Consider the following 22,943-nt stretch of genomic DNA (forward strand, 5'->3'; position numbering starts at 1 on the left):
CCCCGAGGAACGAGACGGAGCCACGATGGCCCCCCGCCCGGTACGGCCCGCGCGCGCGGCACGGACGGTCGCGCTGACGGCCCTGCTGCTCACCGCCGGCACCGCGTGCGGCGGCCAGGACCAGGCGCCCACCGCCGAGGTCGCACAGCAGAGCGCCGCCCGCGACCGGATCGGCACCCTCTCGGTCCGAACGGCCCAGGGCCCCCGGGCCTGCACCGCGAGCGTCGTCCACAGCCCCGGGCGCAACCTGCTGGTCACCGCCGCGCACTGCGTACAGAGCAGCCGGATCGGCCTGCTGGACGGCCTGGTGTTCACCCCCGGCTACCGCAACGGCTTCTCCCCGTACGGCAGTTGGCCGGTGCGGCAGATCACCGTCGACCCGCGCTGGGCGTCCGACGACGACCCCGAGTACGACGTGGCCTTCGTCACCGTCGGCCCGGTCGACGGCAAGCAGGTCGAGGACAGCGTCGGCGGCAACCCGGTCGCCACCGGCCAGGGCTTCGGGCTGGCCGTCTCGGTGACCGGCTACCCGAACGAGCGCGACGAGCCGATCACCTGCGCGGCCAGGACCCGCTCGCAGAGCCCGACCCAGGAGCGCTTCGACTGCGGCGGCTACACCGACGGCACCAGCGGCAGCCCGTGGGTGACCGACAACGGCGCGGTCGTCGGCGTGATCGGCGGCTACCAGGAGGGCGGGGAGACCCCCGGCACGTCCTACAGCGTCACCTTCGACCAGCGGGTCGCCACGCTCTACCAGCAGGCGACCACCTGAGCCGCCCGTCCGGGAGACGTGACGGACGCGACAGCGGGCACGGCAACACGAAGGCCCCCCGGTCATCCGAGGGGCCTTCGCTCTGAGCAGTCACCGGGCGGACCCGATGCAGCTCCCGCATTTGGACTCGAACCAAAAACCTGCCGGTTAACAGCCGGCTGCTCTGCCAATTGAGCTATGCGGGATCGCGGTACCCAACTTCCGTACCACGGAAGGGAGGAGGACTCTTGCAAGTCCTCTCCCGAGCTCCCCCAATTGGACTCGAACCAATAACCTGCCGATTAACAGTCGGCTGCTCTGCCAATTGAGCTATGGGGGATCGGCTTCCGCTTCGGCCCCCGGTCTCCCGGGCTCCTCGGCGCTCGCTGCGGGACATACATTAGCGCACTCGGGGGGGTGGTCCGCCAATCGCTTTCGCCGGGCCGCCGCCGGGGCGCCCGCCCGGCGTGCCCGGCGAGCGCCCGGCACGGCGCCCGGGGATGCTGGGGGCACGGACGGTTCGCCGACCCGACGGACGGGTAGGGCATTGCGGCAGAAGGCCGCCAGGAGAGGGTGGATCCGATCATGTGGAAGCTGTCGATGGCCGCGGGGTTCGCGGCCGGGTACGTCCTGGGCTCCCGGGCCGGGCGCCGGCGCTACGACCAGATCGCGAAGGTCACCCGGCAGATCGCCCAGAACCCCACGGTGCAGGGTGCGGCGGACCGGGCCAGGCACCAGGCCGGCGCGGTCGCCGGGAAGGCCGCCGACGCCGTCGCGGACAAGGTCGGGGGCCGGTTGCCGAACGCCGTCACCGAGCGGGTGCCGTACTTCAACCGCTCCCGCGCCGAGGACGACGGCTGGGGTACCTTCCGTCCGTGACGGAGCGGTGACGCCAGGGTGTACCGGGGCCCTGGGCAGCGTTCCGAACAGGCAACACCTCACCCGGCCCGGACGCGTCCCGGGCCGGGCTGAGGCATGATCTCGACATGGCCATCGTCGCGGGGATAGACAGCTCGACCAACCGCACCCGGATCGTCGCGTGCGACACCGACACCGGCGCCGTCCTGCGCTCCGGAAAGGCGCCGCACCCCGTCCCCGAGGACCCGGACACCCGCCCCGGTGAGGCCGACCCGCAGATCTGGCTGCACTCGCTCGGCGACGCCGCGGCCGGCGGCCTGCTGGAGGGCGTCCGCGCCATCGGCGTCAGCGCGCAGCAGCACGGCATGATCGGCCTGGACGCGGGCGGGGTGCTGGTCCGGCCGGCGATCCTCTGGAACGACCCGCGCTCCGGCGGCGCCGCCGCCAAACTGCTGGACGAGCTCGGCGGCCCGGCCGCCTGGACCGCCGCGATCGGCGCCGTCCCCGCCCCGACCTACACCATCGCCAAGCTGCGCTGGCTGGCCGAGTTCGAACCGGCCAACGCCCGCCGGGTGGCCGAGGTGCTGCTGCCGCACGACTGGCTGATCTGGCAGCTACTCGGCCACCCCAAGCGCCGCACCACCGACCGGGGCGACGCCTCCGGCACCGGCTACTGGTCCCCGATCACCGGCGAGTACCGGCAGGACCTGGTCGAGCTGGCACTCGGCCACCACCTGAGGCTGCCCGAGGTGCTCGGCCCCGCCGAACCCGCCGGGCACACCCCCGAGGGCCTGCTGATCTCGGCCGGCACCGGCGACAACATGGCCGCCGCGCTCGGCCTCGGACTGCGCCCCGGCGACGCGGTGGTCTCGCTCGGCAGCGCCGGAACGATCTTCGCGGTGCACGAGCGGGCCGTGGTGGACGCCACCGGGCTGGTCTCCTCCTTCGCCGACGCCGGCGGCCGCCACCTGCCGATGGTCGCCACCCTCAACGCCGCCCAGGTGCTCCGCTCCACCGCGGCGATGCTCGGCCAGGACCTGGACGGCCTGAGCGACCTCGCCCTGCACTCCTCCCCCGGCGCGTACGGGCTGGTGCTCCTCCCCTACCTCGACGGCGAGCGGACGCCGGCCCTGCCGCACGCGGCCGGCACCCTGACCGGTCTGCGGGCCGAGTCGATGACTCCGCAGCACCTGGCCCGGGCCGCCGTCGAGGGCATGCTGTGCAACATCGCGGACGCCCTCGACGTGCTGCGCGTCCAGGGCGTCGCGGTGCGGCGGGTGTTCCTGCTCGGCGCGGCCGGGCGGCTGCCCGCCGTCCGGCACATCGCCCCGCCGCTGTTCGGCGTCCCGGTCGTGGTGCCGCCGCCGGGCGCCCACGCCGCCCGCGGGGCCGCCCGGCAGGCCGCCTGGGCGCTGGCCGGCACCCCGGAACCGCCGGAGTGGGAGCTGCCGGACGCCGAGACCGTCGAGCCCGAGGGGGAACAGGACCTGGCGATCGGTTCGGCGGTGCGCCGGCAGTACCGCGCCGCCCGCGAGCAGATCCACCCGGAGACGGCGGCCTGACGCACGGCCCGAACCGCCCGGTGCAGATGCGTCACCCGGCGGCCGATGGCAGCGTTGGACGGGACACGGCCACCGGAGTGAAGGGCGGCAGGATCCCATGGCGCTGCACAAGGGGGCCGGCGACGACCGCCGGCTGAGCATCAGTCCGTTCATGGGCGCCGCCGACCCGCTGGGCACGATGAAGCTGGCGCCGCCGCTGCACCGGCTCGGCGCGGGGCCCGTCGCGGCCGACACCGCGTACCAGCTGATCCACGACGAGCTGATGCTCGACGGCAACGCCAGGCTCAACCTGGCGACCTTCGTCACCACCTCGATGGAGGCGCAGGCCACCCGGCTGATGACCGAGTGCCTGGACAAGAACATGATCGACAAGGACGAGTACCCGCAGACCGCCGAGCTGGAACGGCGCTGCGTGGCGATCCTCGCCGACCTCTGGCACGCACCCGACCCGGACAGCGCGGTCGGCTGCTCCACCACCGGCTCCAGCGAGGCCTGCATGCTGGCCGGCCTGGCGCTCAAGCGCCGCTGGATGCGCCGCAACGCCGACCGCTACTCAGCCGGGGCCCGGCCCAACCTGGTGATGGGCGGCAACGTGCAGGTGTGCTGGGAGAAGTTCTGCAACTTCTGGGAGGTCGAGGCCCGCACCGCGCCGATGGAGGGCGAGCGCTTCCACCTCGACGCCGAGCAGGCGGTCGCGCTGTGCGACGAGAACACCATCGGCGTGGTCGGCGTGCTCGGCTCCACCTTCGACGGCTCCTACGAGCCGATCGCGGAGATCTGCGCGGCCCTGGACGGGTTCCAGCAGCGCACCGGCCTCGATATCCCGGTGCACGTGGACGGCGCCTCCGGCGGCATGGTGGCCCCCTTCCTCGACCCCGAGCTGGTCTGGGACTTCCGTCTCCCCCGGGTGGCCTCGATCAACAGCTCCGGGCACAAGTACGGCCTGGTCTACCCCGGCGTCGGCTGGGCCCTGTGGCGCGACCAGGAGGCGCTGCCGGAGGAACTGGTCTTCCGGGTCAACTACCTCGGCGGCGAGATGCCGACCTTCGCGCTCAACTTCTCCCGCCCCGGAGCCGAGGTGGTGGCGCAGTACTACGTCTTCCTGCGGCTCGGCCGGGACGGCTTCCGGGCCGTCCAGGGCGCCTGCCGCGAGGTCGCCACCTACCTGTCCGGGGCGATCGGGCGGTTGGGCGGCTTCCGGCTGCTGACCCGCGGCGACCAGCTGCCGGTCTTCGCCTTCACCACCACCGACGACGTGCCGTTCGACGTGTTCGACGTCTCGCGGCGGCTGCGCGAGCGCGGCTGGCAGGTGCCCGCCTACACCTTCCCCCCGAACCGGACGGACCTGTCGGTGCTCCGGGTGGTCTGCCGCAACGGCTTCTCCCAGGACCTCGCCGACCTGCTGCTGACCGACCTCACCCGGATCATGCCGGAGCTGCGGCGTCAGCCCGGCCCGCTCAAGGAGCTCGGGATTCCGGCCCGGTCGGGCTTTCACCACTGACGGCCACCGGGACGTGATCACGGTGGGGAGAGCGCGGCGAAGCGCCCTCCCCACCGTGCGTCCCGGACGAACCGGGGCAGCCTCCCCCCGCGAGGCTGCCCCGGCCGGTGGGGGAATCGGGACGTGGATGCCGGACTTCGGGCCGGTGACCGGTCCGGGTCCGAACGACGCCGCCGGGTGGCGAACCACACCGACCAGAGAACTGTGCACGACGAACGCGTGCGGGTTAAAGCGTTCCCGGGGGTTGTGAGACACTTCCGTCCGTCTCAGCGCCATGACCTGGGGTTTGGGACGCCAGGCCGATGAGTTTGGAGAAGCGGAGACACCCGAACGGCCCAGGCCGGAGCCCGTTCCGCTTTCCCCGTTCCCCGTGTCCGTCTCGCATCGTTGGAAGGCCCCATGGGTTCCGCCTGGAAGAACCTGCCCGAAGAGCTGTCCGAACCCGCCAGACGCCTGGCCGAGGAACTCCGGACCATCAAGGACGCCGCCGGGCTCTCGCTGTCCGAGCTGGCCACCCGGACGCACTACAGCCGGGCCTCCTGGGAGCGCTGGCTCAACGGCAAGCGGGTCATCACCGAGCAGGCGCTGGAGGCGCTGACGGGGGCGGTGGACTGCGACCGGGCCGCCCTGCGGGCGCTGTGGGAGCAGGCCGTGGCGACGCCCGGGGAGGACGGCGAGCCCGTCCCGGAGGAGGCTCCCGAGGAGGACGCGGCGGTCGAGGAGCCCCCGGCGGAAGGGCCCTCCGCACAGGCGCCCGCGGCCGGCCAACCGGACCAGCCGGACCTGTTGGACGGGACCGACCGGCCCGGCGACGCCGGGAGGCCGCCGGTGGCGTGGTGGCGGCACCCGGCGACGCTGCCGGTCGGCGCCGCCGTGCTGGTGACCCTGCTGGTGCTCGTCGGCCTGCGGATCACCCGGCACCAGGAGCAGCCGGAGGCCGTCGCCGAGCCCGTCCCGACCGCCTCGCCGACCGCCACCGAGGCCAAGCCCGTCCCGGCCACCCCCACCTGCCAGGCCGTCGGCTGCGCGCACAAGGACCCCAAGGCCACCGGCTGCGGCAAGGACGCCCGGACCCTGCAGACCGACGTCATCGGCAAGGTGGTCGTCTACCTCCGGTACAGCCAGACCTGCCAGGCGGCCTGGGCGGCGATCACCGAGGGCCAGCCGAAGGACTACGCGACCATCACCGACGGCTCCGGCGAGAGCGAGATGGCGCTCATCCACTGGGGCTACGACAACTACTCGTCGATGCTGGACGCGGCGGACCCCGCCACCACCTTCCAGGTCTGCGGGTACCAGCCGGCCGGGCACGTCTGCACCCCGACCGTCTCCGACCTGGCCACCGTGGTGGCCTCCACCCCGATCCCGATCGGCCCCGCCTCACCGCCCCCGGGCACCGGCACGGGCTCGGCGGCCAGCGCGCAGCCGTCCAGCGCACAACCGTCGCCGAGCCGGTCCTAGCAAGGACCAGCGGACACAACTGCACTCGTGGAGCTTTCACCAGCTCGGCCGGTTCATCGCCTACAAAGCGAAGCGGGCCGGGGTGCCGCTGGTGTACGTCGACCCGGCGTACACCAGCCAGGAATGCTCCCAGTGCCGCCACATCGACCGGAAGAACCGGGTCGACCAGGCAACGTTCGCATGCCGGTCCTGCGGGACCGTCCTACACGCGGACGACAACGCGTCCCACAACATCGCCCGCAAGGGCGAGACCGTGTGGACCGCGGGGCGTGAGTCACGCGTCCCGGCCACCACAACCTAGGTGGCTCAGACGTGGGAGGCCACACGACAGCCAGCCGCGCCCTACCCACAAACCCGGTCGTTCACGGCCGGGTCAAGTTGACTCGAGGTACCCGCGCAGCTGCGCCGCGAAGGCGTGGTCGCGGAGCTTGATCAGCGTCTTCGACTCGATCTGGCGGATCCGCTCCCGGGTCACGCCGAACACCGTGCCGATCTCCTCCAGCGTGCGCGGGCGGCCGTCGTCCAGCCCGTAGCGGAGCTGGACGACCTGGCGCTCCCGCTCGCCCAGGGTGGCCAGGACCGCGTCCAGGTGCTGGCGCAGCAGCAGGAAGGTGGCGGACTCCGCGGGTGAGGCGGCGTCGGCGTCCTCGATCAGGTCGCCGAGCGCGACGTCGTCCTCCTCGCCGACCGGGGTGTGCAGCGAGATCGGCTCCTGGGCCAGCCGGAGCAGTTCGCGCACCCGCTCCTCGGTCAGTTCCAGGGCGGCGGCGATCTCGGCTGAGGTCGGTTCCAGGCCGCGTTGCTGCAGCAGGACGCGCTGCACCCGGACCACCCGGTTGATCAGCTCGACCACGTGCACCGGCACCCGGATCGTTCGGGCCTGGTCGGCCAGCGCCCGGCTCATCGCCTGCCGGATCCACCAGGTGGCGTACGTGGAGAACTTGTAGCCGCGGGCGTAGTCGAACTTCTCCACCGCCCGGATCAGGCCCAGGTTGCCCTCCTGGATCAGGTCCAGCAGGGTCAGCCCACGGCCCACGTAGCGCTTGGCGACGGACACCACCAGGCGCAGGTTCGCCTCGATCAGCCGGCGCTTGGCGATCCGGCCCAGCACCACCAGGGTGTCCAGTTCGCGGGCCAGGTGGTCGGGCGGCGGCGGGTCGCCGTTCAGCCGGTCCTCGGCGAACAGGCCGGCCTCGACCCGGCGGGCCAGCTCCACCTCCTCGACGGCGGTGAGCAGCCGGACCCGGCCGATCTCGCGCAGGTACTGGCGGAGCAGGTCCGCCGCCGGTCCGGCGACGCCCTCGGCCTGCGGGCGGGACTCCTCCCCGTCCCCACCGTCGGAGGACTCGCCGTCGGAGGACTCGCCACCGGGAGACTCACCGTCGGACTCCGGGGCCTCGCCGTCGAGCCCGGGCGCCTCGGCGTCGAGGTCCGGCTCCGGGCTCTCGGGGTGCCCCTCCGGCAGGCCCTGGGCGGGGACCCGGGCGCCGTCCGGGGGTGCGGCCCCGGCCCGGCCGTGGTCGGTCTCCTGCTCCCCGGTCGGGCCGCCGGGGTTCGGTCGGGTACTGGTGGTGGTCGGTGCGGCGGTCGCACCGGACGTCGCGGCAAGGCCTTGGTCCACGGGCATCCCTCGGGGCGGGCGCGACTCTGGCGGACCCGCGCTGGACGGAGGTGGGACACCCTCCAGTGTGCGGTACGCCACGCTCCGTGGCCGAGACTCGTGCGCGGACTTTCTCCGCTGTTCCTGCCGGGCCGCCCGGGTCTACCAGGCCCCGCCCGTTCCCGCCGGCCCGCCCGCACCTACAGCGCCGCGGCGCCCCGGCTGCGGAGCTGCTGGCCGTACTGCTGGAGCTGCCACAGCTCGGTCTGCACCGCGTGCAACTGCTCGGCGTCGGCCCGGTGGCCGAGCCGCTGCAGGTAGCCGCGCACCTCGGCGATCCGCCGGTCCACCGCCAGCAGGCGCAGCTTGACCAGGAACTCCCCCGCGTAGATCGCGTCCACCTTCCGGCGCGAGCGCACCGGCTCGACGGTCAGCTCGGTCACCAGCGAACGCACCTGGTCGTCCGGGGCCGCCTCGCGCACCGCGTTGGTGAAGTCCGGCAGCGTCGCCCCGTACGCGGCGCCGCCGGCCTTGGCGATGGCCTGCCGGACGGCGGTGTAGGGCAGGGTGGGGAACTCGTCGTCGCCGTAGTGGTCGAAGGCCGGGCTGACCAGGTCCGGGTGCTGGAGCGCCAGTTTGAGCAACTCCCGCTCGACGAACTGGGCCGGGTCGCGCGGGTTGAGCCGGAAGGCGGGCTGGGCCGGTCGGGCCGGCGCGGGCTCGGGGCGGCGGCCGCGGTCGGCACCCCTGGGGTTCTGCTGGCGCTCGCGGTCCCAGCGGGCCAGCTGGGAGACCCGGCGGACGACGAAGGGCTCGTCCAGGATGCCGAGCATGCCGGCCAGGCGGACGGCGTACTCGTGCTGGATCGAGCGGTCCTTGATCTTGGCGACGATCGGGGCCGCCTCCTCCAGCGCCGCCGACCGCCCCTCCGGGGTGTCCACCCGGTGCCGGGCCACCGCCGAGGTCAGCGCGAACTCGAACAGCGGGACGGGGTTGTCGATCAGCTGCTTGACCGCCTCGTCGCCCTGGGCCAGGCGCAGCTCGCACGGGTCCATGCCGCCCGGGCTGACCGCGATGGAGGTCTTGGCGGCGAACTTCTGGTCGTCCTCGAAGGCCCGCAGGGCGGCCTTCTGGCCGGCCGCGTCGCCGTCGAAGGTGAAGACCGTCTCGCCGCGGTACTGCGAGGTGTCCATCAGCAGCCTGCGGATGATCTTGATGTGGTCCTCGGCGAAGGCCGTGCCGCAGGTGGCCACCGCCGAGGTGACCCCGGCCAGGTGGCAGGCCATCACATCGGTGTAGCCCTCGACCACCACCGCGCGGCCCGACTTGGCGATCTCCTTCTTCGCCAGGTCGATGCCGTACAGCACGTGCGACTTCTTGTAGATCGGCGTCTCGGGCGTGTTCAGGTACTTCGGGCCGTTGTCGTCCTCGCGCAGGCGGCGGGCCCCGAAGCCGACCACCTCGCCCGCGATGTCCCGGATCGGCCAGACCAGCCGGCCCCGGAAGCGGTCGATCAGACCGCCGCGCTGGCCCTGCGAGGCCAGGCCGCCGAGCAGGATCTCCTTGTCGGAGAAGCCCTTGCCGCGCAGGTAGCGGACCAGGTGCTCCCAGCCGACCGGCGCGTAGCCGACGCCGAAGGTCCGGGCGGCCTCCTCGTCGAAGCCGCGCTCGGCCAGGAAGCGGCGGCCGATCTCGGCCTCCGGCCCGGCCAGCTGCTCCTGGTAGTAGGCGGCGGCGACCTTGTGCGCCTCGACCAGGCGGGTCCGCTCGCCCTGCTGGTGGCGGGGGTTGTAGCCGCCCTCCTCGTAGCGCAGGGTGATGCCGGCCTGGGCGGCCATCCGCTCGACGGCCTCGGCGAAGGTGAAGTGCTCGATCTTCATCAGGAAGGCGATGGTGTCGCCGTTCTCCTGGCAGCCGAAGCAGTGGAAGACGCCCTTGGCGGGGTTCACGTAGAAGGAGGCGGACTTCTCGTCGTGGAAGGGGCAGACGCCCTTGTACTCGCCGCCGCCACCGTTGGTCAGCTGAACGTAGTCGCCGACCACCGCGTCGATCGGCAGTGCGCTGCGCACCGCCTGTACGTCTTCGTCCCTGATCCGCCCGGCCACCCCGGAAGTCTACTGGGGTGGCCGGGGTTTCCGGCCGGCCGCGTAGCGGACCGGCCGGGTCAGGACCAGGCGGCGCCGACGAGCCGGGCGTGCAGGGCGAGTGCGGAGGCGTCGGTGAGGGTGGCGATCTGGTCGATGACCGCCCGCAGGGCGGCGCGGTCGTCCTCGGCCTCACGGTAGAGCGCGGCGAACACCGGGTCCAGGCCCTCGGGGGCGCGCTGGGCGAGCACGTACGCCAGCTCGGCGATCACGATCCGCTGGCGGGCCCGCAGCTGGGCCTGCTCGTCGCGCTGCATCACGAAGCGGACGGCGACCGCCTTGAGCACCGCGCACTCCAGCCGGACACCGCGCGGCACCACCAGCTCGGCCGTGTACCGGGTGAGTCGGCCGGGGCCGTAGCGGGCCCGGGTGGCCTGCTCGGCGGCCAGGCAGAAGCGGCCGATCAGCTGGCTGGTGAGGTCCTTCAGCCCGGCCCGGGCGCGGGCCGTGCCGTCGTACGCGCGGGGCCACCAGTCCTGGCCGAGCAGCCGGTCGAGGGCGGCGGCCAGCTCCTCCGGCCCGGCGTCCGGGGCGTAGCGCTCGGCGACCTTGAAGAGCTCGGCCCGTTCGCTCGGCGCGCGCAGCGCGGCCGGGTCGATGTGGCCGGCCTGGAGGCCGTCCTCGACGTCGTGGGTGGAGTAGGCGACGTCGTCGGACCAGTCCATGACGGTGGCCTCGAAGCACTTGCGCCCGGCCGGGGAGCCGGCCCGCAGCCAGCGGAACACCGGCAGGTCGTCGGCGTAGACGCCGTACTTGGACGAGGCCGGGTCGACCGGGTGCGCGCCGCGGGTCCACGGGTACTTGGTGGCGGCGTCGAGGGCGGCACGGGTCAGGTTGAGGCCGACGCTGCGGCCGGGCCAGGGCGCCATCCGGGCGGCGGGCTGCTCGCCCGGCGGGGCGAAGCGCTTGGGTTCGAGCCGGGTGAGGATGCGCAGCGACTGCGCGTTGCCCTCGAAGCCGCCGCAGGCCTCGGCGGCCTGGTCGAGCGCCTCCTCGCCGGTGTGGCCGAACGGCGGGTGGCCGATGTCGTGGGCCAGACAGCCGGCCTCCACGAGGTCCGGGTCGCAGCCCAGGGCCGCTCCCAACTCCCGCCCGACCTGAGCGCATTCGAGGGAGTGGGTGAGCCGGGTGCGGGGGAAGTCGGTGCGCATCGGGGCGACCACCTGGGTGATGCCGGCCAGCCGCCGCAGCGCCGCCGAGTGCAGCACCCGGGCGCGGTCGCGCTGGAAGGCCGTACGGCCCGGGCGCTTGTCCGGTTCGGGGACCCAGCGGGCCTCGGCGGTGCGGTCGTACGGGAACGGGGCGGCGGCGAGGCGGTTCGCGGTGTCATCCATATGCTCCTCACCGTACGCCGCGCCCCCGACACCCGGGGTGAGCCGCGCGCGAAGGGGCGCGGGCCGGGGCGTGAATCCTGCGGTACGCGCTGGTGCCCGCCCCGGCCTGCCGTCTTCGCCCTCAGCCTCGCCCTCAGCCTCAGCCTCAGCCGCGGACGGCCTTCAGGACGGCGGCGGCCACCGCCTCCTGCCCCTTGGCGTTGGGGTGGATCGCCGCCAGGCCCGGGGCCGGGAACGGCGGCTCGACCCAGCGGGTGGCCTCGCCCGCGCACATGTCGTGCCCGGCCGAGGGGGAGGCCGCGTCCACGAACACCGCGCCGGCTCCCTCCGCGCGCTTCTTCAGCATGCCGTTGAGCTGCTGCTCCTTCTCCGAGAGGAAGCCCAGGTCTCCCCCGGCGACCGTCTTGCCCAGCACCGGCCGGCAGGCCTCCGGGTCGGACGGCAGCAGCGTCGGGTACCCGATCACGTACACCCGGGCCTGCGGGGAGCGGTGCTTGATGTCCTGCAGGATCCGGCCGAGCTGCTCACCGGCCGCGTCGACCTTGCGCTGCACCTGGTCGGTGCCGCCGGAGGCGTAGTGCTCGCGGCAGGGCGAGGCCGCGCGCGAGGCGCCGACCATGCCCTTCACCGCGTCCACCAGGTTCTCCTTGGCGCACTCCTTGACGACCTCCATGAAGCCCGCGTCGTTGCCGCCGATGCCGACCGTCACCAGCCGGGTGGCCGGGGTCAGCGCGTCCAGCTGGGGCGGGTTGGTGCCGTGGTCGGTCTCCTGGGCGCCGGTGAGGTCCCCGGTGCGGGCGCCGCTGCAGCTGACGTCCTGGAACTTGTCGGCCGCCAGTCCGAGCCCCTTCGCCACCAGGGACGGGTAGTTGACCCCCGAGCGGGCGCAGCCCGTCGGCTCGCCCACCTGCGGGGCGATCTTCAAGCCGGCGGTGTACGAGTCGCCGAGGGCCACGTACGGGCCGGTGGGCGGCGGGGTGGGCTTCGGGCTCTTGGCGGGCAGCGCGCCCGCGAAGCCCGAACCGCCGTCCGCCCCTCCCGCGCCGGTGCACCCGGCGAGCAGCAGTGCGGCCAGCCCGGCCGTCAGGGCGGCGGTCGGGCGCATGGTCCTGGACATGGTCGCGCGCGTGGTCGTGCGCATGGCATCCCCCCGGGGATAGGCGTCGCGGACAGCTCCGTACGGCGGCGCGTCCCCCGACGCCGCAAGAACCAACGAACGGCGCCACCGAATGACTCCCGCGACTCCCGACCGCTGACGACGGACCGGGCGGACCCGGCCCCGCCGGGCCTGCTCCGGGCCTGCTCCGGGCCTGCTCCGGGCCTACTCCGCGCCGCGCTCGTGCTCGGCCAGGAACTGCTCGAAGCGCCGCCCCAGCTCGTCCGCCGACGGCAGGTCCACCGGCTCGGCCAGCAGGCTCTCCCGGCCCTCCGCGCCCGCCACCGCGTCGTACTGGCCCTCCATGCCGCGGATGGCCGAGCGCAACTCGCCGTCCCCGTGCGCCAGCTGCTCCTCGATGTCGGCGTACACCTCGCCGACCCGCTCGCGCAGCCGGTTGCCGGGCAGCACCAGGCCGGTGGCGGACTGCACCGCCTCCAGGATCAGCACGGCGGCGGCCGGGTAGGCCGAGCGCGCCACGTAGTGCGGGACGTGCACGGCGAAGCCCAGCACGTCGTGCCCGGCCTCGGCCAGGCGGTACTCCAGCAGCGCCTGGGCACTGCCCGGGACCTGCGCCTGCTCGAACCACTGCGGGTAGCCGGCCGCCAGGTCCAGCCGGTTGCCGTGCGGGGTCAGACCGACCGGGCGGGTGTGCGGCACGCCCATCGGGATGCCGTGGAAGTCCACCGACAGCCGGACCTCGAAGCGCTCCACCAGCTCGCGGACGGCGCCGGCGAAGCGCTCCCACTCGACGTCCGGCTCGGGGCCGGTGAGCAGCAGGAACGGCGCGCCCGCGGAGTCGCGGACGAGCTGGAGCAGGATCTCCGGCGGCTCGTAGGACGTCCACTGGTCGCGGTCGAAGACCATCGCGGGGCGGCGCGCCCGGTAGTCGACCAGGCGGTCGTGGTCGAAGCGGGCCACCACCTGCGGCGAGCCCGTCTCCAGGAGGTGGGCCACCACCTGGCCGCCGGCCTCGCCGGCGTCCATGAAGCCCTCGAAGTGCTGGAGCAGCACGAGGCCCGCACCGGTGTCGCGCAGCTCCACGTTGGCCGCCGCCACCGCGGCCACGCCCTGCTGATCCAGCTCGTACAGCGCCTGGAAGTCACGCACCGCGCACCCAACCCCGTTCTCTACTCGTCACGACGTACCGGCTTCTCGTCCTCTCCAGCGTGCCGGGCACCGCCGGAATTCCCGACCGCCCCGGAAGGCGCGCCCGGCGGCCTCCGCCGACCGCTCCGGATCATGATCGCACCCGGGGGGAAAGCCCCTGGTCACGGGTGTTCAACGGCCCGGCCGGGGAGGTGCGGTGGAGGCCCGCACCGCCATTCGCGTGCCGCGAAGTGACGCACCGCCTTCTGGCGGGTATCGTCCTCTCGCTGCCTCGCATCGTCGCGTCGTCGTCACGTCGTCCGTAACGCCGTCGACCACGTCCCGGACCGGTGTTCGGCCAGCCACCCACGACGCATCTTGCCTTCACCTGGCCGCCTGCTTCCCTTCGCGCTCTCGTTTCCTCCTCGGCCATTTCGCGGACGCACACTGTCCCCTCGCTCATCCCGCCGGACCGGTCCGAGGATCCGTGTCCGTTCCGGCACCGCGCCGCCCGCTCCGGGCCGCCGCCCCCGCCCCGCCCGACCGGTCCTCCGGCGTGCACGGGTACCCGGCGGGCGGACTCCGGATCGGGGCGAACAGTCAAGCGCAGCCCGAGCCGCACCCCGGCACGGGAGGCACCCTCCGACCGATGAAGGACCGAAGGTTCCGTGCCCGTACCTGTCATCCTCACCGGCCGCACCGTGCGGCTGGAGCCCCTCGCCGCGCACCATGCCGAGGCCATCGCCAAGGCCGGCGCCGAGGACCGTACGACCTACGCCTTCACGCCCGTCCCGCACGGCCTGGAGGCGGCCCGCGACTACATCGCGCGGGCCCTCTCCGACCAGGCCGCGGGACGGTCGCTGCCGTTCGCGACGGTGAACCTCGCCGACGGCCGGGTGGTCGGCTCCACCCGGTTCCTGGAACTCGACTACTGGCAGGGCCCGGTGGTCTGGCCGCCGGTGCCCGGGGTGCCGGTCGGCGACCCGGCCACGGCCGTCCCGGACGCCGCCGAGATCGGCAACAGCTGGCTCTCGCCGCGCGCCCAGGGCACCGGCATCAACACCGAGGCCAAGCTGCTGATGCTGCGCCACGCCTTCGAGGAGTGGGGGGTGCAGCGGATCTCGCTGCGCGCCGACGCCCGCAACCAGCGCTCGTGCACCGCCATCGAGCGGCTCGGCGCCACCTCCGAGGGCGTCCGCCGGGCCCACTCGCGCGGGCTCGACGGCGTGGTGCGCTCCACCGCGTTCTACTCGATCCTCGACTCCGAGTGGCCCGCGGTGCGCGACATCATCGAGCTGCGGATCGCCGCCGCCACCTCGCCCAGCGCCCCGGATCCGGCGATCAACCAGGAGTGCCTTAGACACGGCGGCGGTCCCGGGCACCTGATCACGGCCTGAACGGCACCCGTTCGCCGGTGGCGGCGGTCGCCAGGATCCAGGCGAGCAGCGCCGTGCCGTGCTGCTCGCCCGGCAGGGCCATCCAGCGGTTGCGGCTCGCCTCGACGATCGCCGAGACCGGGCGCCGGCCGCCGCGCGCCGAGGTGACAGCCACCTCCCAGACGGCGTGGCCGCTGCGGGAGTGGCAGATCCGGACGGTGCCCTCCCGGGTGTGGACGGACCACCGGTGGTCCAGCGCCGCCGGATCCGAGCCGGTCCGGATCCGCTGCCACTGCTCCTCCGTCCACACCACGTCCGGAACCGGGTGCGGGCGCGGGACCAGCATGTCGGCGCGGCCCCGGCCGCCGGTGACCGACCCGGGCTCCGGGAACGCCCAGGCCGGCAGCGGCTCGCGGGCCGCCAGCCAGGCCGCCGGGATGCCCTGGGTCCCGGTGTACGCGGCGACCACTCCCCCGGTGATCGCCGCGACGGTGTCCATGTCCCCGCCGGCCGCGACCGCCTCCCGGACGGCGGCCGGGTAGTCGGCCAGCCGGCGGGCGGCGCACCACAGGGCGTACGGGACGGTGTCGGCGGCGGACGTCCGGCTGCCGTTGCCGAGCACCCGGGCGGCCGCCGCCGGATCCGGCTCGGCGAGCAGGGCGGCCGCCTCGGCCAGACCGTCGTGGACGGCACCGCTCGGGGTGTAGTGCCGGACCTTGGTCAGGAAGCCGCTCGGCGTCATGGCCTCGGTCCGCGCCCGCACCGCGAACGCGGCGGCCACCGCGACCGCGATGGCGCCGTCCACCGCCTGCGGGTGGGTGTGCGTGATCGCCGCCGTCTCGGCGGCCAGCCGGACGACGACGGAGAGGCCGTCGAGCGCGTCGAGCGCGGGGCTGGTGGGTGGAGTCGTCATATGGCCCCCAGCAGAACGGTTCGACCGACACCCCGTCAACATCATTCCCGCGAGCGCCCCCGACGGGCGATGTTTCGCATACCCCCGATCCAGGCGGGCAGCACCCAGGGCATGACCCGCGCGAACCCTCCCGACCCCGTCGTGCTGCTCGGCGCCGACCAGCAGCACATCGTCACCCGGGCGCAGCTGCGCCGGCTCGGGGTGCCGTCCGGCACCATCGCCCACCGGCTGCGCCCCGGCGGGCCCTGGCAGCAGGTGCTGCCCCGGGTGATCTGCCTGCAGACCGGGCGGCTGACCGCCCATCAGCGGCTGCGCGCCGCACTGGCGTACGCGAGCCCGAAGGGGCGGGCGCCGCAGGCCGGCGAGGTACTGCTGACCGGGGACGCGGTGCTGGCCGACGCCGGACTGCCGAGCGCCGGGCACCCGGCGGACCTCGGCCGGGTCGATGTGCCGATCCCCGGTCAACGCCGGGTCGGCAACCGCGCGTTCGTCCGGGTCCACCGGGCGGCCGGGCCGCTGCCGGGCGGCTTCGAGCGGGACGACGGGCTGTGGAGCACCACCGTCGCCCGGGCCCTGGCCGACCTCGCGCCGGGCGAGACCGGGCAGCGCCGGTTCCGGGCACTGTGCGCGGAGGCCGTCCAGCGGCGGCACTGCGAACTCGGCGAACTGCTGGACCACTTGCTGGCCCGGCCGGGCGCGCTCGGGCTGCCGCAGGTGGCCCGGGTGGTGGAGGACCTCACCGCCGGGGTGCGGTCGGTGGTCGAGGGCGAGGCCCGCGAACTCCTGGCGCACGCGGGCCTGCCCGAGCCGCTGTGGAACCCGGTGCTCTTCCGGGACGGCCGCTTCCTCGCCGTCCCGGACGCCTACTGGCCGCACGCCTGCGTGGCGTTGGAGATCGACTCCCGCGCCTGGCACCCGCGCCCCGCCGACCACGAACGCGGCCGGGCCCGCGCCAACCGGCTGACCGCCGCCGGCCTCCCCGTGGTCCGCACCACCCCGATCCAGCTCCGGCGCGACCCCACCCCGGTCCTCCACGAGCTGACCGCCCTCCTCACCACCGGCCCGCACGGCCCCCACCTCCGCATCACCTGGCGCCGGGCCCGTTGAGGACCCGGCGGGCGGGCGGCGGCGGTCAGCAGCGCGGGTCGATCTCCTGGAAGGTGGCGTAGTGGTCGGCCGACCAGTACTGCTCGCCGGAGTTGCCGGTGACGACGCGGCGGGTGCCGCGGTCGTTGGAGCCGGGGGTGACGACGGTGAACTCGTGGTAGTAGCCGCCGGACTTCTTCGGCAGGCGGCTCTCGCGGTTCTCGAAGACGATGCCGTCACGGTTGTACGGGTAGGGGCCGCCCTTGGCGATCAGGCCGAGGGTGTCCTGGGCCTGGCTGGGGAGCTTGGTGCGGCAGACGTCGGCGAGCGCCGGGTCGGCGGGCACCCAGGTGCCGCTCGGGGCGGGGGTGCCGCCGGCCGGCGGGGACGGCTTGGGCGCCGAGGGCTTGGCGGCCGAGGCGCCCGCCGTGGTGGCGGTGGAGCTCGCGGCGGCCTTGGGGTGGCTGCTGCCGCCCTTGCCGGCGAGCAGGTACCCGATCCCGGCGACGAGGGCCAGGATCAGGACGGCCACGACGACGAGCGGGCTTTTGCGTCTGGTCATGCGCCCCAGCTTGGCAGGCCCGCACGCTCCGTCCGTCCAGCTGCACACGTGGCCACCGCCACACCCGGCCGGGCGCAGACGTACGGCCGGGCGGGGACGGACGCCATTGTCCGTCCCCGCCCGGCCGTGTCACGTACGCCGGTTCTCCTGCGCCGAGCTCCGGTGTACGCCCTCCCGACGGGAGGGAAGCGGTCAGTCCGGCCCGCGGCCGAGGAGGGGATGCCTACCCTCTCTCAGCGCGAGTCGCTGCCCGCCGTCTCGATGGCGGCGCGGCCTGCCTCCAGGCGCGCCACCGGGATCCGGAAGGGGGAGCAGGAGACGTAGTCCAGCCCCACCTCGTGGAAGAAGTGGACCGAGTCCGGGTCGCCGCCGTGCTCGCCGCAGACGCCGAGCTTGAGGTCGGGGCGGGTGGCCCGGCCGGCCTCGACGGCGTGCTTGACGAGCGCGCCGACACCGTCGCGGTCGATGGTCTCGAACGGGGAGACCCCGAAGATGCCCTTCTCCAGGTAGGCGGTGAAGAACGAGGCCTCCACGTCGTCCCGGGAGAAGCCCCAGACGGTCTGGGTGAGGTCGTTGGTGCCGAAGGAGAAGAACTCGGCGGCCTCGGCGATCTGGCCGGCGGTGACCGCGGCGCGCGGCAGCTCGATCATGGTGCCGAGCTTGATGTCCAGCTGCACGCCGGTGGACTGGGCGACCTCGGCGAGCACGCGCTCGCACTCGTCGCGGACCAGCTCCAGCTCCTGGACGGTGCCGACCAGCGGGATCATCACCTCGGGGCGCGGGTCGCCGCCGGCCAGCCTGCGCTCGGCGGCCGCCTCGGCGATGGCGCGGACCTGCATGCCGAACAGGCCGGGGATGACCAGGCCGAGGCGGACGCCGCGCAGGCCGAGCATCGGGTTCTGCTCGTGCAGCTTGTGCACCGCCTGGAGCAGGCGCAGGTCGTTCTCGTTCGGGTCCTTGCGGGCCTCGGCGAGGGCGACGCGCACCGACAGCTCGGTGATGTCCGGCAGGAACTCGTGCAGCGGCGGGTCGAGCAGGCGGACGGTGACGGGCAGGCCGTCCATGGCCTGGAAGAGCTCCAGGAAGTCGCCCTTCTGCAGCGGCAGCAGGGTGGAGAGGGCGAGCTCGCGGTCCTTGTCGTTGTCCGCCAGGATCAGGTGCTCGACCTCCTTGCGCCGCTCCTCGCCGAGGAACATGTGCTCGGTGCGGCACAGGCCGATGCCCTGGGCGCCGTAGCGGCGGGCGCGCCCGCCGTCCTCGGCGTTGTCGGCGTTGGCGCGCACGGCGAGCCGGCGGCGGCCGTCGGCGTGCGACATCAGCCGGTGGACGGCCTGGACGAGCCCGCCCTGGACGTCGGCGCCGGCGTGCAGGGTGCCTTCGAAGTACTCGACGACGGGGGACGGCAGGACGGGTACCTCACCGAGGTAGACCTTGCCGGTGGCGCCGTCGATGGAGACGACGTCCCCCTCCTCCAGCACCAGGCCGTCGGCGGTGGTCATCCGGCGGCGCTTGGTGTCGACCTCCAGCTCCTCGGCGCCGCAGACGCAGGTCTTGCCCATGCCGCGGGCGACGACGGCGGCGTGCGAGGTCTTGCCGCCGCGCGAGGTGAGGATGCCCTCGGCGGCGATCATGCCGTCCAGGTCGTCCGGGTTGGTCTCGCGGCGGACCAGGATGACCTTCTCGCCCGAGCGGGACCACTTGACGGCGGTGTAGGAGTCGAAAACGATCTTGCCGATGGCCGCGCCGGGCGAGGCGGCGAGACCCCAGGCGATCTGCTTGGACTCGGTGTTCGGCGCGAAGCGCGGGAACATCAGCTGCGAGAGCTGGCCGCCGGTGACCCGCATGAGGGCCTCGTCCAGGTCGATCAGGCCCTGGTCGACCAGCTGGACGGCGATCCGGAAGGCCGCGGCGGCGGTGCGCTTGCCGACGCGGGTCTGCAGCATCCAGAGCTTGCCGCGCTCGATGGTGAACTCGATGTCGCAGAGGTCGCGGTAGTGGTTCTCGAGCGTGTGCATGATCGCCATCAGCTCGTCGTACGACTTCTTGTCGAGCTTCTCCAGCTCGGCCAGCGGCAGGGTGTTGCGGATGCCCGCGACGACGTCCTCGCCCTGGGCGTTGGACAGGTAGTCGCCGTACACGCCCTGCGCGCCGGTGGAGGGGTCACGGGTGAAGGCGACGCCGGTGCCGGAGTCCTCGCCGAGGTTGCCGAAGACCATGCTGCAGACGTTGACCGCGGTGCCGAGGTCGTTCGGGATGCGCTCCTGCCGGCGGTACAGGCGGGCGCGGTCGCCGTTCCAGGAGTGGAAGACGGCGTGGATGGCGAGGTCCATCTGCTCGCGCGGGTCCTGCGGGAAGGCCCGGCCGGTCTCCCGCTCGACGATGCCCTTGAACACCTCGACGAGTTCCCGGAGGTCGGAAGCGTCCAGGTCCAGGTCGTTGACGGTGCCCTTGGCGTGCTTGGCCTCGTCCAGGGCCTCCTCGAACAGCTCGCCGTCGACGCCCAGCACGGTCTTGCCGAACATCTGGACCAGGCGGCGGTAGGAGTCCCAGGCGAAGCGCTCGTTCCCGGACTGGGCGACGAGGCCGACCACCGAGGCGTCGGAGAGCCCGATGTTGAGGACGGTGTCCATCATGCCGGGCATGGAGAACTTCGCGCCCGAGCGCACGGACACCAGCAGCGGGTTGTCGGCCTGGCCGAGCTTCTTGCCCATCTCCTGCTCGAGCGCGTCGAGGTGGGCGCCGATCTCCTGGTGGAGCGAGGCCGGCTCGCAGCCGGTCTCCAGGAAGACCTTGCAGGCCTCGGTGGTGATGGTGAACCCCGGAGGGACGGGGAGGCCAAGGTTGGTCATCTCGGCCAGGTTCGCGCCCTTGCCGCCGAGAAGGTCCTTGAGGTCCTTGTTTCCTTCAGTGAAGGAGTAAACAAACTTCTGCTGGGACGGCACGGGTCGGTCTCCTCGTACGCGGTTGCCCTGACGCCGGAGAACATACCCATTTCGAAGGTTCTTCTCTGCCCCGAATAGGCCGTACGAGGCCGGTACTCGGGGGTAACCCGCTAGATCGAATGCACATAAAGGCGTTCACCTCTGTTGGTGAAATCGTCCGGATGACGCTAGCCCGCGTTCAAGTCTTGAAGCAATGGAACCCGAAGATCGCATGATTCGGACGGACGGTAGCGGTCTCGGGTCGCCCGCGTTGCCCCGGCTTGATTTCCTGCACTCGGATCGGCCGATCCCCGGCCGGCCGGCTTCGGGAAGCGTTTCACAGCCGACCTGTCCACTTCGTCCACTGACCCACCGTCAGTCGCCACCGCATGTGGCAAGCGTCACCAGCGCATCCCACCGGTCGAACGTAGTCCGCCTCCGTCAATCGTCGCACTCCGTCCAGGAATGTGCCCGTTCCGTGACATCGGACCGCCAGAAAGGAGCCCTCCTGTCCAGATTGGACAAGAGGGCTGGGACCGAATGGCAGTGGGTCCGAGCGGGACCATTTCGCCACTATGGACAGGTCATCCGCCAGAGGTGTCCGATTCGGCGTCGGCGCCCGGCCGGGCGCAGTCGTACGGATCGTCCAACCAGCCCTCCGGCAGCACCACCCGGTTGTTGCCGGCGGTGCGCCCGCGCGGGCCGTCCGCGCCGGCCGGCCAGGCCTGGGACTGCTCCACCAGGGCGAGGGTTTCGGCCAGTTCGACCAGCGAGGAGGAGTTGGCGAGCTTCACCCGCAGCTCCGAGCCGACCGAGAAGCCCTTGGTGTACCAGGCGACGTGCTTGCGGAAGTCGATCACGCCGCGCGCCTCGTCGCCCAGCCACTCGCCGAGCAGCTGCGCGTGCCGCACCATCGCCCGCGCCACGTAGCCGAAGTCCGGGCGGGCGTAGTCGACCTCGCCCTCGAAGATCGAGACCAGGTCCTTGAACAGCCACGGCCGGCCCAGGCAGCCGCGACCCACCACGACCCCGTCGCAGCCGGTCTCCCGCATCATCCGCACCGCATCGTCCGCCGACCAGATGTCCCCGTTGCCCAGCACCGGGACGTGCGCCGGCACGGACTCGCGCAGCCGGGCGATCGCCGACCAGTCGGCCGTCCCGCCGTAGTGCTGGGCGGCGGTGCGCCCGTGCAGGGCGATCGCGGCCACGCCCTCCTCGGCGCCGATCCGGCCGGCGTCCAGGAAGGTGAGGTGGTCGTCGTCGATGCCCTTGCGCATCTTCATGGTGACCGGCAGGTCGCCCGCGTTGGCCACGGCCTCGCGCAGGATCTCGCGCAGCAGGTTGCGCTTGTACGGCAGCGCCGAGCCGCCGCCCTTGCGGGTCACCTTGGGGACGGGGCAGCCGAAGTTGAGGTCGATGTGGTCGGCCAGGCCCTCGTCCGCGATCATCCGGGCGGCCTTGCCGACGGTCACCGGGTCCACGCCGTACAGCTGGATCGAGCGCGGCTTCTCGCTCGGGTCGAACTTGATCAGCTGCATGGTCTTGGCGTTGCGCTCGACCAGCGCCCGGGTGGTGATCATCTCCGAGACGTACAAACCCTTGCCGCCGCTCTGCTCGCGGCAGAGCGTGCGGAACGGCGCGTTGGTGATGCCGGCCATCGGCGCCAGCACGACGGGCGGCCACACCTGGATCGGGCCGATGTCCAGCGGCGCGAACTCGGCGTCGGGCGCGGTGGGTGCGGGCGTGACTGTCATGCGCGGCTGACCTCGGGGCAGGGGGATCGGGACTCTCCATTGTCCCCCACCCGGGTGAGCGCCGGTTCCTGTACCTGATCGGTTCCTACGCCGGGCCGATCCGGATCGAGCCGGAGCCGACCGAGGCGTGGATGCGGTTCGGGCTGGAGGCGTCCGCCAGGTTGGCGTCGATCGAGCGGCTGCCGCTGCCCGACTCGCCGGTGAAGGCGTAGTGGGTGTCCTTCGGCAGGCTCATCCGCACCGAGCCGGACGTGGTCCTGGTGTCCACCGAGTGCGGGGCCTTCGCGAAGTCCAGCTCCACCGAGCCCGAGCCGACCTCGGCGTTCACCCGCTCCGCGCTCAGGTCGATGCCCTGCACCATCCCGGAGGTGGCGTGCGCGTCGACCTCCCCGGAGGTGCCGATCAGCCGCAACTCGCCCGAGGTGAGGTCCATCCGGACGTCGCCGCTCAGGCCGTCCACCTCGACGAACCCGGAGCTCACGGCTCCCGAGACCTCGGTCGCGGCCGGCACCTCCAGCTCGATCTGGGCGCCGCAGCCGAAGTCGGCGAACGGCAGGATCTGCCGGCACCGCATGCCGACGGTCAGCACGTCGCCGTCGACGGTGGTCGACACCACCGGCTTGCGCACCATCCAGTCCAGGTTCTGCCGGACCACCACATGGCCCTCCCGGCCCGCCCTGACCCGTACCGAGGCGCTGCCGGTGTCCAGCTTGACCTTGTGGATCGAGACGTCGTACGGCTTGACCGAGGTCGTCCGCTGCTGCACCACCATCGCCCAGGTCTGCAGCCCGCCGCCGATCATGACGAGCACGATCGAGAGCGTCCCGGTGACCCGCCAGGCCTTCCGCTGCCACACCGCTGTGGGCTCGCCCATC

General features: G+C 73.2%; 17 protein-coding genes, 2 tRNA genes and 1 pseudogene. 8 read left to right on the forward strand and 12 right to left on the reverse strand.

Features of this window, described 5'->3' with window-relative positions; genetic code table 11:
- Window positions 1–25: 25 nt before the first annotated feature.
- Window positions 26–772, forward strand: a complete 747-nt coding sequence (locus tag P3T27_RS10815; protein WP_280676906.1) for a trypsin-like peptidase domain-containing protein — start codon at window positions 26–28, stop codon at window positions 770–772.
- A 112-nt stretch (window positions 773–884) separates the two neighbouring features.
- Here the strand turns inward: P3T27_RS10815 and P3T27_RS10820 are convergent.
- Together P3T27_RS10820 and P3T27_RS10825 are read right to left on the reverse strand one after the other, a co-directional pair.
- Window positions 885–957 (reverse strand) — tRNA-Asn (locus P3T27_RS10820).
- Window positions 958–1,018: 61 nt separating this feature from the next.
- Window positions 1,019–1,091 (reverse strand) — tRNA-Asn (locus tag P3T27_RS10825).
- A gap of 233 nt (window positions 1,092–1,324) precedes the next feature.
- Between P3T27_RS10825 and P3T27_RS10830 the strand changes: the two genes are divergently transcribed.
- From P3T27_RS10830 to P3T27_RS10850, 5 genes and pseudogenes are all read left to right on the forward strand, one after another.
- Window positions 1,325–1,630, forward strand: coding sequence for a hypothetical protein (locus P3T27_RS10830; RefSeq protein ID WP_280676908.1), 306 nt, complete (start codon window positions 1,325–1,327; stop codon window positions 1,628–1,630).
- A gap of 107 nt (window positions 1,631–1,737) precedes the next feature.
- A complete protein-coding gene (locus tag P3T27_RS10835) occupies window positions 1,738–3,171 on the forward strand; it encodes an FGGY family carbohydrate kinase (protein ID WP_280676910.1) in 1,434 nt (477 codons plus the stop codon).
- Between the two features lie 97 nt (window positions 3,172–3,268).
- Window positions 3,269–4,672: a glutamate decarboxylase gene (locus P3T27_RS10840; RefSeq protein WP_280676912.1), complete on the forward strand. Its 1,404-nt coding sequence runs from the start codon at window positions 3,269–3,271 to the stop codon at window positions 4,670–4,672.
- A 399-nt stretch (window positions 4,673–5,071) separates the two neighbouring features.
- Window positions 5,072–6,133 carry an XRE family transcriptional regulator gene (locus P3T27_RS10845; protein ID WP_280676914.1) on the forward strand — a complete coding sequence of 354 codons (1,062 nt, stop codon included), beginning with the start codon at window positions 5,072–5,074 and terminating at the stop codon, window positions 6,131–6,133.
- Window positions 6,134–6,155: 22 nt separating this feature from the next.
- A pseudogene (locus P3T27_RS10850) lies at window positions 6,156–6,434 on the forward strand (transposase); the annotation flags it as partial.
- Window positions 6,435–6,506: 72 nt separating this feature from the next.
- Here P3T27_RS10850 and P3T27_RS10855 read toward each other — a convergent pair.
- From P3T27_RS10855 to P3T27_RS10875, 5 genes are all read right to left on the reverse strand, one after another.
- Window positions 6,507–7,754 carry an RNA polymerase sigma factor gene (locus P3T27_RS10855; RefSeq protein WP_280676916.1) on the reverse strand — a complete coding sequence of 416 codons (1,248 nt, stop codon included), beginning with the start codon at window positions 7,752–7,754 and terminating at the stop codon, window positions 6,507–6,509.
- A gap of 179 nt (window positions 7,755–7,933) precedes the next feature.
- The gene (dnaG, locus tag P3T27_RS10860) at window positions 7,934–9,838 is read right to left on the reverse strand and encodes a DNA primase (RefSeq protein ID WP_280676918.1); all 1,905 of its coding nucleotides are present in this window, start codon (window positions 9,836–9,838) and stop codon (window positions 7,934–7,936) included.
- A 59-nt stretch (window positions 9,839–9,897) separates the two neighbouring features.
- Complete coding sequence (locus tag P3T27_RS10865) at window positions 9,898–11,211, reverse strand: deoxyguanosinetriphosphate triphosphohydrolase (RefSeq protein ID WP_280676920.1); 1,314 nt, start codon at window positions 11,209–11,211, stop codon at window positions 9,898–9,900.
- A gap of 145 nt (window positions 11,212–11,356) precedes the next feature.
- Window positions 11,357–12,352, reverse strand: coding sequence for an SGNH/GDSL hydrolase family protein (locus P3T27_RS10870; RefSeq protein ID WP_280676922.1), 996 nt, complete (start codon window positions 12,350–12,352; stop codon window positions 11,357–11,359).
- 180 nt (window positions 12,353–12,532) lie between these two features.
- The gene (locus P3T27_RS10875; RefSeq protein WP_280676924.1) at window positions 12,533–13,477 is read right to left on the reverse strand and encodes a PAC2 family protein; all 945 of its coding nucleotides are present in this window, start codon (window positions 13,475–13,477) and stop codon (window positions 12,533–12,535) included.
- A gap of 647 nt (window positions 13,478–14,124) precedes the next feature.
- Between P3T27_RS10875 and P3T27_RS10880 the strand changes: the two genes are divergently transcribed.
- Window positions 14,125–14,853 carry a GNAT family protein gene (locus tag P3T27_RS10880; RefSeq protein WP_280676927.1) on the forward strand — a complete coding sequence of 243 codons (729 nt, stop codon included), beginning with the start codon at window positions 14,125–14,127 and terminating at the stop codon, window positions 14,851–14,853.
- On the opposite strand, the gene P3T27_RS10885 is transcribed toward P3T27_RS10880, so the two are convergent.
- Entirely contained in the window at window positions 14,843–15,790 is a 948-nt protein-coding gene (locus P3T27_RS10885; protein WP_348534081.1) for an ADP-ribosylglycohydrolase family protein, read from the reverse strand. The genes P3T27_RS10880 and P3T27_RS10885 overlap by 11 nt on opposite strands.
- 66 nt (window positions 15,791–15,856) lie before the next feature.
- Between P3T27_RS10885 and P3T27_RS10890 the strand changes: the two genes are divergently transcribed.
- Entirely contained in the window at window positions 15,857–16,852 is a 996-nt protein-coding gene (locus P3T27_RS10890; RefSeq protein WP_280676929.1) for a hypothetical protein, read from the forward strand.
- A 25-nt stretch (window positions 16,853–16,877) separates the two neighbouring features.
- On the opposite strand, the gene P3T27_RS10895 is transcribed toward P3T27_RS10890, so the two are convergent.
- The 4 genes from P3T27_RS10895 to P3T27_RS10910 form a co-directional block, all read right to left on the reverse strand.
- Window positions 16,878–17,393, reverse strand: coding sequence for a ribonuclease (locus P3T27_RS10895; RefSeq protein ID WP_280676931.1), 516 nt, complete (start codon window positions 17,391–17,393; stop codon window positions 16,878–16,880).
- Between the two features lie 233 nt (window positions 17,394–17,626).
- Entirely contained in the window at window positions 17,627–20,335 is a 2,709-nt protein-coding gene (ppdK, locus tag P3T27_RS10900) for a pyruvate, phosphate dikinase (protein WP_280676933.1), read from the reverse strand.
- 563 nt (window positions 20,336–20,898) lie between these two features.
- On the reverse strand, window positions 20,899–22,068 hold the full coding sequence (gene dusB, locus P3T27_RS10905; protein WP_280676935.1) for a tRNA dihydrouridine synthase DusB: 1,170 nt from the start codon (window positions 22,066–22,068) through the stop codon (window positions 20,899–20,901).
- 85 nt (window positions 22,069–22,153) lie between these two features.
- On the reverse strand, window positions 22,154–22,942 hold the full coding sequence (locus P3T27_RS10910; protein ID WP_280676937.1) for a DUF4097 family beta strand repeat-containing protein: 789 nt from the start codon (window positions 22,940–22,942) through the stop codon (window positions 22,154–22,156).
- Between the last annotated feature and the right edge of the window lies 1 nt (window position 22,943).

It is taken from the genome of Kitasatospora sp. MAA19, assembly GCF_029894125.1.
In the GTDB taxonomy this organism is placed as follows: domain Bacteria; phylum Actinomycetota; class Actinomycetes; order Streptomycetales; family Streptomycetaceae; genus Kitasatospora.

What these genes read in the sequence shown, in the direction of transcription:
- P3T27_RS10910 (WP_280676937.1), bottom strand. Translation starts at nt 22,942, where the DNA reads ATGGGCGAGCCCACAGCGGTGTGGCAGCGGAAGGCCTGGCGGGTCACC.
- P3T27_RS10815 (WP_280676906.1), top strand. Translation starts at nt 26, where the DNA reads ATGGCCCCCCGCCCGGTACGGCCCGCGCGCGCGGCACGGACGGTCGCG.
- P3T27_RS10865 (WP_280676920.1), bottom strand. Translation starts at nt 11,211, where the DNA reads ATGGATGACACCGCGAACCGCCTCGCCGCCGCCCCGTTCCCGTACGAC.
- P3T27_RS10885 (WP_348534081.1), bottom strand. Translation starts at nt 15,790, where the DNA reads ATGATGTTGACGGGGTGTCGGTCGAACCGTTCTGCTGGGGGCCATATG.
- dusB (WP_280676935.1), bottom strand. Translation starts at nt 22,068, where the DNA reads ATGACAGTCACGCCCGCACCCACCGCGCCCGACGCCGAGTTCGCGCCG.
- P3T27_RS10870 (WP_280676922.1), bottom strand. Translation starts at nt 12,352, where the DNA reads ATGCGCACGACCACGCGCGCGACCATGTCCAGGACCATGCGCCCGACC.
- P3T27_RS10890 (WP_280676929.1), top strand. Translation starts at nt 15,857, where the DNA reads ATGACCCGCGCGAACCCTCCCGACCCCGTCGTGCTGCTCGGCGCCGAC.
- P3T27_RS10835 (WP_280676910.1), top strand. Translation starts at nt 1,738, where the DNA reads ATGGCCATCGTCGCGGGGATAGACAGCTCGACCAACCGCACCCGGATC.
- P3T27_RS10845 (WP_280676914.1), top strand. Translation starts at nt 5,072, where the DNA reads ATGGGTTCCGCCTGGAAGAACCTGCCCGAAGAGCTGTCCGAACCCGCC.
- P3T27_RS10840 (WP_280676912.1), top strand. Translation starts at nt 3,269, where the DNA reads ATGGCGCTGCACAAGGGGGCCGGCGACGACCGCCGGCTGAGCATCAGT.
- P3T27_RS10895 (WP_280676931.1), bottom strand. Translation starts at nt 17,393, where the DNA reads ATGACCAGACGCAAAAGCCCGCTCGTCGTCGTGGCCGTCCTGATCCTG.